The sequence below is a fragment of the Pseudomonas sp. GZD-209 genome (assembly GCF_049310485.1).
In the GTDB taxonomy this organism is placed as follows: Bacteria; Pseudomonadota; Gammaproteobacteria; order Pseudomonadales; family Pseudomonadaceae; genus Aquipseudomonas; species Aquipseudomonas sichuanensis.
In genome coordinates this window covers 1-12,005 of record NZ_JBMOWQ010000211.1, presented here as the reverse complement: position 1 = coordinate 12,005, position 12,005 = coordinate 1, and the positions used below count along the sequence as shown (strand labels likewise).

Annotated in this window: 13 protein-coding genes; 5 read left to right on the top strand and 8 right to left on the bottom strand. The window is 65.3% G+C overall.

Translation table 11 applies throughout. From position 1 onward, the window contains the following. Positions 1–92: 92 nt before the first annotated feature. Positions 93–983: a 4-hydroxybenzoate octaprenyltransferase gene (ubiA, locus tag ACO6VM_RS21950; RefSeq protein ID WP_232883443.1), complete on the bottom strand. Its 891-nt coding sequence runs from the start codon at positions 981–983 to the stop codon at positions 93–95. Next, complete coding sequence (locus ACO6VM_RS21945; RefSeq protein WP_401055880.1) at positions 983–1,540, bottom strand: chorismate--pyruvate lyase family protein; 558 nt, start codon at positions 1,538–1,540, stop codon at positions 983–985. The genes ubiA and ACO6VM_RS21945 overlap by 1 nt, the downstream gene beginning before the upstream one ends. Before the next feature lie 216 nt (positions 1,541–1,756). Here ACO6VM_RS21945 and ACO6VM_RS21940 point away from each other — a divergent pair, with 216 nt between their 5' ends. From ACO6VM_RS21940 to ACO6VM_RS21925, 4 genes are all read left to right on the top strand, one after another. Continuing rightward, entirely contained in the window at positions 1,757–1,924 is a 168-nt protein-coding gene (locus ACO6VM_RS21940; protein ID WP_401055878.1) for a rubredoxin, read from the top strand. Between the two features lie 32 nt (positions 1,925–1,956). Continuing rightward, positions 1,957–3,105, top strand: coding sequence for an NAD(P)/FAD-dependent oxidoreductase (locus ACO6VM_RS21935; protein WP_125466074.1), 1,149 nt, complete (start codon positions 1,957–1,959; stop codon positions 3,103–3,105). A gap of 188 nt (positions 3,106–3,293) precedes the next feature. Continuing rightward, positions 3,294–3,590: an HU family DNA-binding protein gene (locus tag ACO6VM_RS21930; RefSeq protein WP_110991978.1), complete on the top strand. Its 297-nt coding sequence runs from the start codon at positions 3,294–3,296 to the stop codon at positions 3,588–3,590. A gap of 142 nt (positions 3,591–3,732) precedes the next feature. Next, positions 3,733–4,107, top strand: a complete 375-nt coding sequence (locus ACO6VM_RS21925) for a helicase (RefSeq protein WP_125466073.1) — start codon at positions 3,733–3,735, stop codon at positions 4,105–4,107. Positions 4,108–4,172: 65 nt separating this feature from the next. Here the strand turns inward: ACO6VM_RS21925 and ACO6VM_RS21920 are convergent, their stop codons facing one another. From ACO6VM_RS21920 to exbB, 6 genes are all read right to left on the bottom strand, one after another. Continuing rightward, positions 4,173–5,576, bottom strand: coding sequence for an aminoacyl-tRNA deacylase and HDOD domain-containing protein (locus tag ACO6VM_RS21920; RefSeq protein ID WP_401055875.1), 1,404 nt, complete (start codon positions 5,574–5,576; stop codon positions 4,173–4,175). Between the two features lie 78 nt (positions 5,577–5,654). Continuing rightward, a complete protein-coding gene (recG, locus tag ACO6VM_RS21915) occupies positions 5,655–7,733 on the bottom strand; it encodes an ATP-dependent DNA helicase RecG (RefSeq protein WP_347151116.1) in 2,079 nt (692 codons plus the stop codon). 4 nt (positions 7,734–7,737) lie between these two features. After that, a complete protein-coding gene (locus ACO6VM_RS21910; protein WP_125466070.1) occupies positions 7,738–8,664 on the bottom strand; it encodes a hydrogen peroxide-inducible genes activator in 927 nt (308 codons plus the stop codon). A gap of 94 nt (positions 8,665–8,758) precedes the next feature. Further along, positions 8,759–9,493: an energy transducer TonB gene (locus tag ACO6VM_RS21905; RefSeq protein WP_401055873.1), complete on the bottom strand. Its 735-nt coding sequence runs from the start codon at positions 9,491–9,493 to the stop codon at positions 8,759–8,761. Further along, a complete protein-coding gene (gene exbD / locus ACO6VM_RS21900; RefSeq protein ID WP_110991985.1) occupies positions 9,490–9,918 on the bottom strand; it encodes a TonB system transport protein ExbD in 429 nt (142 codons plus the stop codon). The genes ACO6VM_RS21905 and exbD overlap by 4 nt, the downstream gene beginning before the upstream one ends. Before the next feature lie 3 nt (positions 9,919–9,921). Next, entirely contained in the window at positions 9,922–10,884 is a 963-nt protein-coding gene (exbB, locus tag ACO6VM_RS21895; protein ID WP_401055871.1) for a tonB-system energizer ExbB, read from the bottom strand. Between the two features lie 192 nt (positions 10,885–11,076). On the opposite strand from exbB, the gene ACO6VM_RS21890 reads away from it, so the two are divergent. Beyond that, entirely contained in the window at positions 11,077–11,934 is an 858-nt protein-coding gene (locus tag ACO6VM_RS21890) for an SDR family oxidoreductase (RefSeq protein ID WP_401055869.1), read from the top strand. The last annotated feature ends 71 nt before the right edge of the window (positions 11,935–12,005 follow it).

Genomic DNA, 12,005 nt, shown 5'->3' with positions numbered 1-12,005 from the left:
CCCCCTCTTCCCCCCCCCCCCCCCCCCCCCCCTTCCCCCCCCCCCCCCCCCCCCTCCCCCCCCCCCCCCCCCCCCCACAGGGGCTTTGACTCTCAACGCAACGCGTAATCCAGCACCACCCCGATAAACATCAGCATCCCCGCCCAGTGGTTGTGCAGGAACGCCTTGAAGCAGGCGTCCCGGTCCAGCTTGCGCGTCGACCAGAATTCCCAGGCGAAGCACACCGCTGCCGCCAGCAACCCCAGGTGGAACCAGCCCCCCAGCTCGAAACGGCTGCCGGCCAGCAGCAGGCAGCCCAGCGACAGCAACTGCAGGCTGAGGATGATCACCCGGTCGGCCTCGCCGAACAGGATGGCGGTGGATTTCACCCCGATCTTCAGGTCGTCGTCACGGTCGACCATGGCGTAGTAGGTGTCATAGCCCACCGTCCACAGCAGGTTGGCGATGTACAGCAGCCAGGCAGCGGCCGGCAGCTCGCCACCGGCGGCGGTGAAGGCCATGGGGATGCCCCAGGAGTACGCGGCACCCAGCACCACCTGCGGGTAATAGGTGTAGCGCTTCATGAACGGGTAGCAGAACGCCAGGGCCACGGCGCCGAACGACAGCCAGACGGTCTTGGCATTGGTGCACAGCACCAGCAGGAAGCTCACCCCCACCAGCACGGCGAACAGCACCAGGGCTTCGCGTGGCTTGACCCTGCCACTGGCCAGCGGCCGGTCGGCGGTGCGCTTGACGTGGCCGTCCACCTTGCGGTCGGCGAAGTCGTTGATGCAGCAGCCGGCGGCACGCATCAGCACCACCCCCAGGCCGAAGATCAGCACGTTGGCCACGCTGGGTGCGCCATTGCCGGCGATCCACACGGCCATCAGCGTCGGCCACAGCAGCAGGTAGATGCCGATCGGGCGGTCCATGCGGCTCAGCTGGACGAAGTCCCAGGCCCGTGGGTGCAGGCGGTTGAGCGATTTGAGCAGTTGCAGGTACATCAGCAGGTTGCCTCCTTGGCCGCTTGCCACAGTGCCGGCAGGAAAATCTCTGCCACCAGCAGGTCGAGGCCGGCACGCTCGAAGCGCGAACGCCGCCCCCACAGCCCGGCATGGGCGGCCTCGGCAGGCAACCAGCCCTGTGGATAACTGCACACCTCGATGGGGTGGCGGATGAACGCCTGGTCGCAGAACAGCAACTCGCCAAGCGAGCGGGCACCCAGGGTTTCCAGGTCCAGGCCGCCGCGTTCCAGCACACTGCGCCCGGCCACGCTGCGGGCGAACACCCAGGGCTGGCCATGGCCGCGCAGGTAGACCTCACGCACCCAGCCCTCTTCGCCGGGCGCAAGGCCGAGCGCTGCACATTCGTCATCGCGCAGCGGTTGCCAGCCTTCGAACAAGGGCGTGACGCTGAAGTGGTCGTGGGACAGTTGGGTCAGGCGGCGGGTCAGGGAGCCTTGGTCGAACAGCCAGTCGAGGGTCGGCTGGTCGAGCGCGCTCGCCAGTTGTGGATACGGCAGCCACGCGACAGCGGCTGCTTGCGGGGTTTCGTACGACACGTCGGTATGCTTGTGACAGCCAGAGAGGCGGCGAGCTTAGCATGATTGCCCTGGCGGCTTGCATACAGTACAAAGCCCGGACGAGATTGCGCGGTGCCTCTATCGCGGGGCAAGCCCGCTCCCACTGGGCCTACACAAGTCCAGTGGGAGCGGGCTTGCCCCGCGATAGAGGCCATCAGCAGCGACACATCAAGCCTGACCGAGGAACGACCCCCCATGAAGAAGTGGCAATGTATTGTCTGTGGCCTGATCTACGACGAAGCCGAAGGCTGGCCGGATGACGGCATCGCCCCGGGCACCCGTTGGGAAGACGTGCCGCAAGACTGGCTGTGCCCCGACTGCGGCGTGGGCAAGGGCGATTTCGAAATGATCGCCATCGGCTGATCGCAACCCTATTGGAAAGAGGAAGCACCTGCATGACGTCCCCCGTGGTGATCATCGGCACCGGCCTTGCCGGCTACAACCTGGCCCGCGAGTTTCGCAAGCTCGACAGTGAAACGCCGCTGCTGCTGATTACCGCCGACGACGGCCGCTCCTACTCCAAGCCGATGCTCTCCACCGGCTTCGCCAAGGGCAAGGACGCCGACGGCCTGTGCATGGCCGAGCCCGGCGCCATGGCCGAGCAGCTCAAGGCCGAAGTTCGCACCCATACCCGTATCAGCGGTATCGACCCTGGGCACAAGCGCCTGTGGATCGGTGAAGAAGCGGTCGAGTACCGCGACCTGATCCTGGCCTGGGGCGCGCAGACCGTGCAGGTACCGGTTGAAGGCGATGCCGGCGACCAGGTGTTCCCGATCAACGACCTCGAGGACTACGCGCGCTTCCGTGCCGCCGCCGCCGGCAAGCAGCGGGTGCTGATCCTCGGTGCCGGCCTGATCGGCTGCGAGTTCGCCAACGACATGACCCTGGGGGGCTACCAGTGCAACGTGGTGGCACCCTGCGAGCAGGTGATGCCGACCCTGCTGCACCCCGCCGCTGCCAGCGCCGTGCAGGCGGGCCTCGAGGGCCTGGGCGTGCGCTTCCACCTGGGGCCGGTGCTGACCCGTCTGCAGCGGGCAGGCGCGGCCCTCGAAGCGCACCTGTCCGACGGCAGCGTGATCCCTTGCGACCTGGTGGTTTCAGCCATTGGCCTGCGCCCACGCACTGACCTGGCGGCCGCCGCCGGGTTGCAGGTGAACCGTGGCGTGGTGGTCGATCGCCAGCTGCGCACCTCTCACGCCAATATCTTTGCCTTGGGCGATTGCGCCGAAGTCGATGGCATCAATCTGCTGTACGTCATGCCCCTGATGACCTGCGCCCGTGCCCTGGCCCAGACCTTGGCCGGCAACCCCACGGCGGTCGCCTATGGGCCGATGCCCGTCACCGTGAAGACCCCGGCCTGCCCGTTGGTGGTGTCACCGCCACCCGCCGGCCTGGAAGGTAGCTGGCAGGTGGAAGGCAGCGGCGCCGACCTCAAAGTGCTGTGCCACGGGGCTGACGGCCAGCTGCTGGGCTACGCCCTCACGGGTGCGGCCGTCATGGAGAAACTGGCGCTGAATCGCCAGTTACCGCCGCTGATGGCGTAAATGGCGTGCGTTCTGTCGGATTTCTCCTGTTCTTGCCGCGACAATGGCCGCCCAGGTACTGGCGCGGCCCCGGACGGCGTGCCATTCTCACTGGCGTCTACCGCAGCCTAGAGCCTGCGGTGCCTTGAACGCTGCCGCCCTTGGCAGCACGGCATAACAACAAGAAATTCCGTCAAAGAGGCTTCACTATGCGTAAACCAGAACTCGCCGCCGTCATCGCCGACAAGGCCGATCTGACCAAGGAAAAGGCCAACCAGGTCTTGAACGCGATTCTCGACAGCATCACCGGCGCACTCGACAAGGACACCGTCACCTTGGTCGGTTTCGGCACCTTCGAGAAACGTCACCGTGGCGCCCGCACCGGCAAGAACCCGCAAACCGGCGAGCCGGTCAAGATCAAGGCCAGCAACACCGTCGCCTTCAAGCCAGGCAAGAACCTGCGCGACAGCGTCAACGTACCGGCCAAGCCTGCCAAGAAGAAGTGATCGGCAACGACAACGGTCATTCGAACGGGCGCCCTTGAGGCGCCCGTTGTGTTTCTGCGGTGAAAATGCAGCGAACTTGCATAAACTGCCCAGGAAGCGGATAAACTGCGCGACTCAGTCATTTTTCAATCGAGGCGCGTTGATGAAGTTTCGCTTTCTTCTCTGGGCCATGGGGCTGCTGATGGCCAAGGCCAGCCGCAACAACCCGGCGTTCCAGCAGCAGCTGCAGGACAAGGACCTGGTGTTCCAGATGCAGACGCTGGACGGCAAGGTGGCCCGCCATTTCGTGGTCAAGGATCAACGCATCAGCAGCAAGGGCGGCCTGCACCCGCAGCCGGCGTTCGCCATTGCGTTCAAGGATGCCGGCTACGGCTTCGCCACCCTGCAGGCGGGCAACAAGCAGTTGGCGTTCATGCAGGGCATTCAGGACAAGAGCATCCAGATCAAGGGCAACCCGGCGCTGGTGATCTGGTTTCAGGGCTTGATGAAATACCTGAAGCCGAAGAAGAAGGGCTGATACACAACACAATGCGCCTGTGGGAGCGGGTAAACCCGCTCCCACAGGACAGGCGCCCGGCTAAATCAGTGCGGCGCGTGGAACTGCGATGCCAGCTCACGCAGCAAGGCTTCCGCCTCCAGCACCTTGTTCACCACTTCCTCGGCCTTGTCCCGGGTCAGCCCCAGGCGATCGAACAGGGCATCCGGGATTTCGTCCTGCGGGCCCGAACCGATACCCCGCGAACGCAGCAGGCGCACCGACAGGCAGACCAGGTTGGGGAAGGCCGAGTGCTCGCCGTCGTACGATGGGTCGTGCTGGAAGCGCAGGGCGGTGGACAGCTCTTCGGGCATGTCCCACAGCTTCATCAGCCAGGCGCCGATCTGCTCGCGACTGATCCCCAGCAGGTGCTGCTCCACATAGCTGTGGCACAGGTGCGGATTGACCTCCAGATGGCGGCAGATCAGCGAGAAGTGCGGCGGGAACACGTGGGCCAGCAGCAGATAACCGAAATTGTGCAGCAGGCCGGCGAGGTAGGTCAGGCCGGCTTCCGGGCGCTCCGGGCGTGGCATGGCACGGGTCAGGCCCTCGATGACCGCAGCGGTATAGATCGACTGCTGCCAGTAGGGGGTGGCCTGTTGCGGATGGTCCTTGGGCAGGCTCAGGGTCTTGCCCAGGGCCAGGCCGAGGGCCAGGTTGATCACCAGGTCGAAGCCCAGCACCCGCACGATCGCGTCTTCCACCGAGCGGATCTTGCCCGGCGAGGCGTAGTAGGGCGATGCCGCCCAGCTGACCACCTGCGCGGCCAGGGCGGGGTCGGTTTCCACCACGCCGGTGACATCGTCGGTGCTGGCATTGGGGTCGACCCGCAGCTTGATGATTTTTTGCGCGGTATCGGCCAGTGGCGGAATCTCGATGGTTTCTTCCAGGCGCTTCTGGATACGTCGAGCGGTGAAAGCCTGGACGGCCTGGGTGATCTCCTTGGAGTCGTCGTTCGGGCGGTCGAGGTTGGGGCGAATCTCGCGGACCGGCTGGCCAAAGCTACCTGCGCTGGACTTGTGCAACATGCGCTTGAAGTCGTCGCGCTTGATCGACAGCAAGATGCCCAGCTCGCCCGACTGGATCAGCAGGTGCTCTTGCTCGAGCAGCTTGCCTTCATACAGGCAAGGCGAGCTGGTGAGGGCCGGAATGGCCGGCAGGGTCTTGAGGTGGTGCTTGTCGAGCATCTGCTTGAGGCGCGGCAACGGCACGGCCTTGAGCTTGCGGCCTGTCAGCTCCTCGAGGCGGTTGAGGTCCAGCAGCTTGCTCTGCGGGTACAGCACCAGCAGGGCGCCGACTTCGTCATCGAGCAGGATGGCCTGAACCTTCGATGCGGGCAGTTGCTTCGGGCTTTCTGGCACTTCGACATAGGGTACGCCGAGTTTTTCGAGCAACAGCCGGATGACAGACGGTGCGTGTGGGGTTGCGATATCCAGAGCAACTTCAGTCATGGCCTGTATCCACTAATTCCTTTGAAGGCGAAGTATAACCAGCCTGATCGGCAAGCTGGTTCTGTATTGGGACGGCCGTCACACTTGGCCATATTGTTGGCCGTGGCGCAGCCAGCGGTCGAGCAGCGGGCTGACGTGGTGGGGCCAGCGCGCCAGCAAGGCCTGGGCGGCATCGCGCACGGCCGGCAGCAGGTCGGCGTCGCGCATCAGGTCGGCGACCTTGAACTGTAGCAGGCCGGTCTGGCGGGTCCCGAGCATCTCGCCGGGGCCGCGCAGTTCCAGGTCCTTTTCAGCGATGATGAAGCCGTCGTTGGTTTCGCGCATGATGCCCAGGCGCTCGCGGCCGATCTGCGACAGCGGTGGGTGGTACAGCAGCACGCAGTGGCTCACGGCGCTGCCCCGGCCAACCCGGCCGCGCAACTGGTGCAGTTGGGCCAGGCCCAGGCGCTCGGGGTTCTCGATGATCATCAGGCTGGCGTTGGGTACGTCCACGCCCACCTCGATGACTGTGGTGGCCACCAGCAACTGCAGGTTGCCAGCCTTGAATTCAGCCATCACCGCAGCCTTCTCCGCGGGCTTCATGCGCCCGTGGATCAGGCCCACGCGCAACTCGCCCAAGGCGCTGCCGAGGTCTTCAAAGGTGCTTTCGGCCGCCTGGCAGGTCAGTTCTTCGGACTCTTCAATCAGCGTGCATACCCAGTAGGCCTGGCGCCCCTCGGCGCACGCGGCGCGGACCCGCTCGACCACTTCGAAGCGGCGGCTGTCGGCCACCAGCACGGTATTGACCGGCGTTCGCCCGGGCGGCAGCTCGTCGAGGATCGAGGTGTCCAGGTCGGCGTAGGCACTCATGGCCAGGGTGCGCGGGATCGGGGTGGCGGTCATGATCAGCTGGTGTGGGCACAGCTCGCCGTTGACGCCCTTCTTGCGCAGGGCCAGGCGTTGCTGCACACCGAAGCGATGCTGTTCGTCGATGATCGCCAGGGCCAGGTGCTTGAAGCGCACCTCTTCCTGGAACAGCGCATGGGTGCCGACCACCATCGGCGCACCGCCGGCGATCTGCTCCAGGGCGCTGGCGCGGGCCTTGCCCTTGAGCTTGCCGGCCAGCCAGGCGACTTCGATGCCCAGCGGTTCGAGCCAGCGCTTGAAAGTGATGAAGTGCTGTTCGGCGAGGATCTCGGTTGGCGCCATCAGCGCGACCTGATAGCCGGCCTCCAGCGCCTGCAGCGCGGCAAGGGCGGCAACCACGGTCTTGCCGGCGCCGACGTCGCCCTGTACCAGGCGCATCATCGGTTCGGGCTGGCTGAGGTCGTAGGCGATTTCGTTGCCGACCCGTTGCTGGGCGCCCGTGGGGCTGAAGCCCAGGTTGGCCAGGTACTGCGCGGGCAGGCGAGTGGCCTTGGGCAGCACCGGCGCACGCAGGCTGCGCAGGCTTTCACGCAGGCGCTGCTGGGACAGCTGGTGGGTCAGCAACTCTTCGAAGGCCAGGCGGTGCTGGGCCCAGTGCTGGCCTTCGGCGAGTTCATCGACATCGGCGTCAGCCGGTGGGTTGTGCAGGTAGCGGATGGCGTCGCTCAGTGGCGCCAACTGGTAGTCACGGGCCAGCTCGTCGGGCAGCCAGTCGGGCAGGCTGCGCGGCCCGAGCTGACCGAGGCTCTGCTGGCACAGCAGGCGCAAGCGCTGCTGGGTGAGGCCTTCGGTGGTCGGGTAGATCGGCGTCAGGGTCTGTTCCACCGGCGCTGCCGGCTCGTCGCCGCTCAGGGCGCGGTACTCGGGGTGATAGATTTCCAGCCCCGAGGCGCCGGGGCGGGCCTCGCCATAGCAGCGCACGTGGGTGCCACGCTTGAGGCCTTCCTTCTGCGCATTGCTGAAGTGATAGAAGCGCAGGCTCAGCACACCGGTGCCGTCGCCCAGGCGCACGACCAGGCTGCGGCGCTTGCCCATGGTCACGTCGGCGCCGCTGACCACACCTTCGATCACTGCGTCCTGCCCTGGCCGCAGTTGACCGATGGGGACCACGCGGGTGCGGTCCTGGTAGCGCAGGGGCAGGTGGAACAGCAGGTCCTGCAGGTTCTCCAGGCCTACCTTGGCGAGTTTCTCCGCCATGGCATCACCAACGCCCTTGAGCGCGGTGACCGGCACATTCGACAGCTCGGTCATGGGGTCAGGCCGGTTGTGCCACGGGCGCCTTGGCCACCGAGCAGAGGCGGACCGAGTCGGCAAGAATCTCGATGGCCTTGGGCCGCGGGAAGCTGGCACGCCAGGCGATGGCCACGGTGCGGAACGGCGCCGGCGAGGTCAGCGGGCGAACCTCGATGACACCGGGCGCGTAGTGGTGGCTGTGCACCGCCGACAGCGGAAGAATCGATACGCCCAGGCCGGAGGCGACCATGTGGCGGATGGTTTCCAGCGAGCTGGACTCGACCGTGGTGTGCTTGGCGCCTTCGCCACCCTTGTTGAGGGTGGGGCAGGCTTCCAGTACCTGGTCGCGGAAGCAGTGGCCTTCGCCCAGCAGCAGCAGGCTCTTGTCGTTGAGCATGGCGGTGTCGATGGTCTTCTTCGCGGTCCACGGGTGATCGGCCGGCATCAGCGCGCAGAAGGGCTCGTCGTACAGCGGCATCGTCAGCACGTCGGCTTCATTGAACGGCAGGGCGACGATCACCGCGTCAAGCTCGCCATTGCGCAGCTTTTCGCGCAGCACGTGGGTGAAGTTCTCTTCGATGTACAGCGGCATCTGCGGCGCCACGCGGTGCAGTTGCGGGATCAGGTGCGGGAACAGGTAGGGGCCGACGGTATAGATGGCGCCAACCTTGAGCGGGGCAGTCAGCTGGTTCTTGCCGGCCTGGGCCAGTTCGCGGATACCCTGGGCCTGCTCCAGGACCTTCTGCGCCTGGGCAACGATGCTCTCGCCGACCGGCGTGAGGCGCACCGCGCTCTTGCTGCGTTCGAAGATCAGCACGCCGAGCTCGTCCTCGAGCTTCTTCACCCCGACCGACAGGGTGGGCTGGCTGACGTGGCAACGCTCGGCGGCGTGGCCGAAGTGCTGCTCCTGGGCGAGGGTGACGATGTAGCGAAGTTCGGTGAGGGTCATAACGTGCGTCCATGAAGTTGCGGCCCCAGCATAGCGGCTGCAATTGATAGACGCACGTTATCAGACTTGCTGTTTTGTGACAGAAACAAAAGCGTCAGCGTCGGTCCAGCGAGTAGACGAACGGTGCAACGACTTCGATCGTGCCATTGGTCAACAGCTCAGCCGGCGGCTTGGGTACCGTGCCGGCCCGGCGGATCATTTCCATCGTGGCCCGGTCCAGCGCCGCGCTGCCCGACCCGCCCGCCATCGAGTACGAGACCACCTTGCCTTCGGCGTCGACGACGAAACGCAGGCGGTTGATGCCCTGCAAGCCGCGACGGCGAGCGTCCTCGGGGTACTTCTTGTACTTCGCCAGGTGGCGCAGCAGGTCGCTCTGCCAGCTCGGCAGGGCATTGCTGTTCGAGGCGATGCTCGGTGCCGGTGCCGCCGACTTCTGCGGTGGCGAATTGCTCGGCGGAGTATCCGCGACGTCGTCCTTGGCCGGCGCTTCGTCCTTGGGCTGCTCAAGCTTTTTCTCAGGCTGGGGCGGCTGCGGCTTGGCCTTGGGCTTGGGCGGCTTGGGGATGGCGATTTTCGGTTTTGGCGCTTCTGCCAGTTTCGGCAGCGGCGGTTCCTCGACCGGAGTCGGCGGCTTCGGTGCGGCCTTCGGCGGTGGCGGTGGAGCGGGCTCGGGCAGCGGTGCCAGTTCGACCATCATGGCTGCCGGTGGCAGCTCGATGGCCTGGGGCACCGACCAGTTGAGCGTCAGCACCACGGCGACCACGTGCACGCCCAGCACGATGGCCAGGCTGGTGCCGTAGCGCGCCATGTTTGAGCGCGGTTTCGTCATTTCTTGGCTGCCGTCTCGAGCCCGACCAGGCCAACCTTGAGGTAGCCGGCGGCGCGCATGGTGTTCATCACTTCCATCAGGTCGCCGTAATCGACGCCTTTGTCAGCCTGGAAGAAGATGGTGGTTTCCTTGTCACCCTTGGTCTTGGCATCGAGCATCGCGCCAAGCTGGTCCTGCTGGGCCACCAGGTCATCGCCGAGGTACAGCTTCTTGTCGGCCTTGACGCTGACGAACACCGGCTTCTCCGGCCTTGGCGCCGGCTTGGCGGTCGAGGCGGGTAGGTCGACCTTGATGTCGACCGTGGCCAGGGGTGCGGCGACCATGAAGATGATCAGCAGCACCAGCATCACGTCGATGAACGGCGTGACGTTGATTTCGTGGTTCTCGGCGAGGTCGTCGCCACCTTCGTTCAGATGCAGGCCCATGGCTTACCCCACTTTCACCATGTGCGGGGCGGCGCGCTCGCCACCTTGATGGTCCAGGTCACGGCTGACCAGCAGCAGTACCTGAGCGGAAGCGTCGGATACTTGTGCCTTGTAGCCGGCGATAGAGCGGGCAAAGACGTTGTAGATGACCACTGCCGGAATCGCTGCAACCAGGCCCAGGGCCGTAGCCAGCAGGGCCTCGGCGATACCTGGGGCAACCACGGCAAGGTTGGTGGTCTGGGTCTTGGCGATGCCGATGAAGCTGTTCATGATGCCCCAAACGGTACCGAACAGGCCGACGAACGGCGCGGTGGAACCGATGGTCGCCAGCACGCCGGTGCCGCTGCTCATGGTGCGGCCGCTGGCGGCTACCAGGCGCTCGAGGCGGAAGCTGACACGCTCCTTGATGCCTTCTTTTTCGCGGGCGTTGGCCGACAGGCGCATCTCTTCGAGGGCGTCGTGCACCAGGGTGTGGGCCAGGGTGCCTTCCTTGTTGGAGACTTCGCTGGCTTCCTTGAGGCTCACCGAGCGCTTCAGGGCGGCGATTTCACCACGCAGGCGACGCTTGGCGCCCATCAGCTCGAAGCCTTTGGCGATCCAGATGGTCCAGGTGATGATCGAGGCGATGGCCAGGCCGATCATCACGGCCTTCACCACCACGTCGGCGTTCTTGTACATGCCCCATGGGGACAGGTCGTGGGCCATGCCCAGCGAGGTGTCTTCGACCAGCGGCTGCACGTTCTCTTCGACCGCAGCCTGGGCGTCAACCGGTGCGGTTGCGCCTACCGGTGCCTGACCTTCAGCGGCTGGCGCAGCTGGGGCGGTGGCGGCGGCCGGAGTGGCGGCAGTGGCGGTTGGCTCATCGGCCATTGCCACGGGTGCCAGCACCAGGCTGAACATCAGCGCGGCAATGGCGCGCCAGGCGCGCGACGTGGTTGGCGAAGCGGAAGGTTGAGTGCGTGTCATGCTGGCCGGACCTGATGAAGAGGAAAAGATTGAGTTCTCCAGGGCCTCGAAACAGGCCGAGAACAGACAAGGCGGCCATTATTGCAATTAATTCTTGTTAACAAAAGTAATGTGATTGCTTTTTTTGACCTTGGTATAGCCGTTTATCGCCAGAACGCTATAGCCTGCCCCTTTAGGAATAGGAGTTTTGGCATGTCAGACGTATCTGCTTTGATCGTAGGTTGTGGTGATGTCGGCAGTCGTCTGGCCCGCCAACTGCTGGCCCTCGGCTGGCAGGTCAGCGGCTTGCGGCGCTCGGTCCAGCAGTTACCCAAAGGGGTCGATCCCATCGCCGCCGACCTTTCCGACCAGCGTATGCCGGCTGACTGGCCCGAGCGCAATCCGGACTACCTGGTGTACTGCGTGGCGGCCAGCCAGCATGACGAAGCCGGCTATCAGGCGGCCTATGTCGAGGGCTTGCGGCATGTACTGGCTTGGCTGCAGCGCGGCGGCAAACTGCCCCGGCGGTTGCTGTTCGTGTCCAGCAGCAGCGTTTTCGCGCAGAAGGACGGCGAGTGGATCGACGAGACTGCCAGCACCGAGCCCGAGGGCTATTCCGGCAAGGTGATGCTTGAAGCCGAGCAGCTCGCTCTGGGCAGCGGCATCCCCGCCAGTGTCGTGCGCCTGACGGGTATCTATGGCCCAGGGCGTGAGTGGTTGCTGAGCCAGGTGCGGCAGGGTTATCGCGTCGCCGAAGAGCCGCCACTGTATGGCAACCGGATCCATGCCGAGGATGCGGCGAGCCTGCTGGCCTACCTGTTACAGGCTGATGCCCGTGGTGTGGTGCTGGAAGACTGCTATATCGGTGTCGACGACGACCCGGCGCCTTTGGCCGATGTGGTGGCCTGGCTGCGTGGGTACATGGGCGTCACCGAGTGGTCGGATGACCAGCGGGTGCGGCGTACCGGCAGCAAGCGCTGCAGCAACGCGCGGGCGAAGGCGTTGGGGTGGGTGCCGCAGTATCCGAGTTACAAAGAGGGGTATGCGGCGATTCTGGAGGGGCGTGGCTGAGGTTTGTGGCCCTATCGGGGGGGGGGGGGACGGACCCCACGAGTTTCTGGCTCGTGTGGTGGGGGGGTTCT

Excerpts from the sequence above, each read along its gene's own strand:
- ubiA (WP_232883443.1), bottom strand. The coding sequence starts at position 983 with ATGTACCTGCAACTGCTCAAATCGCTCAACCGCCTGCACCCACGGGCC.
- ACO6VM_RS21940 (WP_401055878.1), top strand. The coding sequence starts at position 1,757 with ATGAAGAAGTGGCAATGTATTGTCTGTGGCCTGATCTACGACGAAGCC.
- ACO6VM_RS21935 (WP_125466074.1), top strand. The coding sequence starts at position 1,957 with ATGACGTCCCCCGTGGTGATCATCGGCACCGGCCTTGCCGGCTACAAC.
- ACO6VM_RS21930 (WP_110991978.1), top strand. The coding sequence starts at position 3,294 with ATGCGTAAACCAGAACTCGCCGCCGTCATCGCCGACAAGGCCGATCTG.
- ACO6VM_RS21925 (WP_125466073.1), top strand. The coding sequence starts at position 3,733 with ATGAAGTTTCGCTTTCTTCTCTGGGCCATGGGGCTGCTGATGGCCAAG.
- ACO6VM_RS21920 (WP_401055875.1), bottom strand. The coding sequence starts at position 5,576 with ATGACTGAAGTTGCTCTGGATATCGCAACCCCACACGCACCGTCTGTC.
- recG (WP_347151116.1), bottom strand. The coding sequence starts at position 7,733 with ATGACCGAGCTGTCGAATGTGCCGGTCACCGCGCTCAAGGGCGTTGGT.
- ACO6VM_RS21910 (WP_125466070.1), bottom strand. The coding sequence starts at position 8,664 with ATGACCCTCACCGAACTTCGCTACATCGTCACCCTCGCCCAGGAGCAG.
- ACO6VM_RS21905 (WP_401055873.1), bottom strand. The coding sequence starts at position 9,493 with ATGACGAAACCGCGCTCAAACATGGCGCGCTACGGCACCAGCCTGGCC.
- exbD (WP_110991985.1), bottom strand. The coding sequence starts at position 9,918 with ATGGGCCTGCATCTGAACGAAGGTGGCGACGACCTCGCCGAGAACCAC.
- exbB (WP_401055871.1), bottom strand. The coding sequence starts at position 10,884 with ATGACACGCACTCAACCTTCCGCTTCGCCAACCACGTCGCGCGCCTGG.
- ACO6VM_RS21890 (WP_401055869.1), top strand. The coding sequence starts at position 11,077 with ATGTCAGACGTATCTGCTTTGATCGTAGGTTGTGGTGATGTCGGCAGT.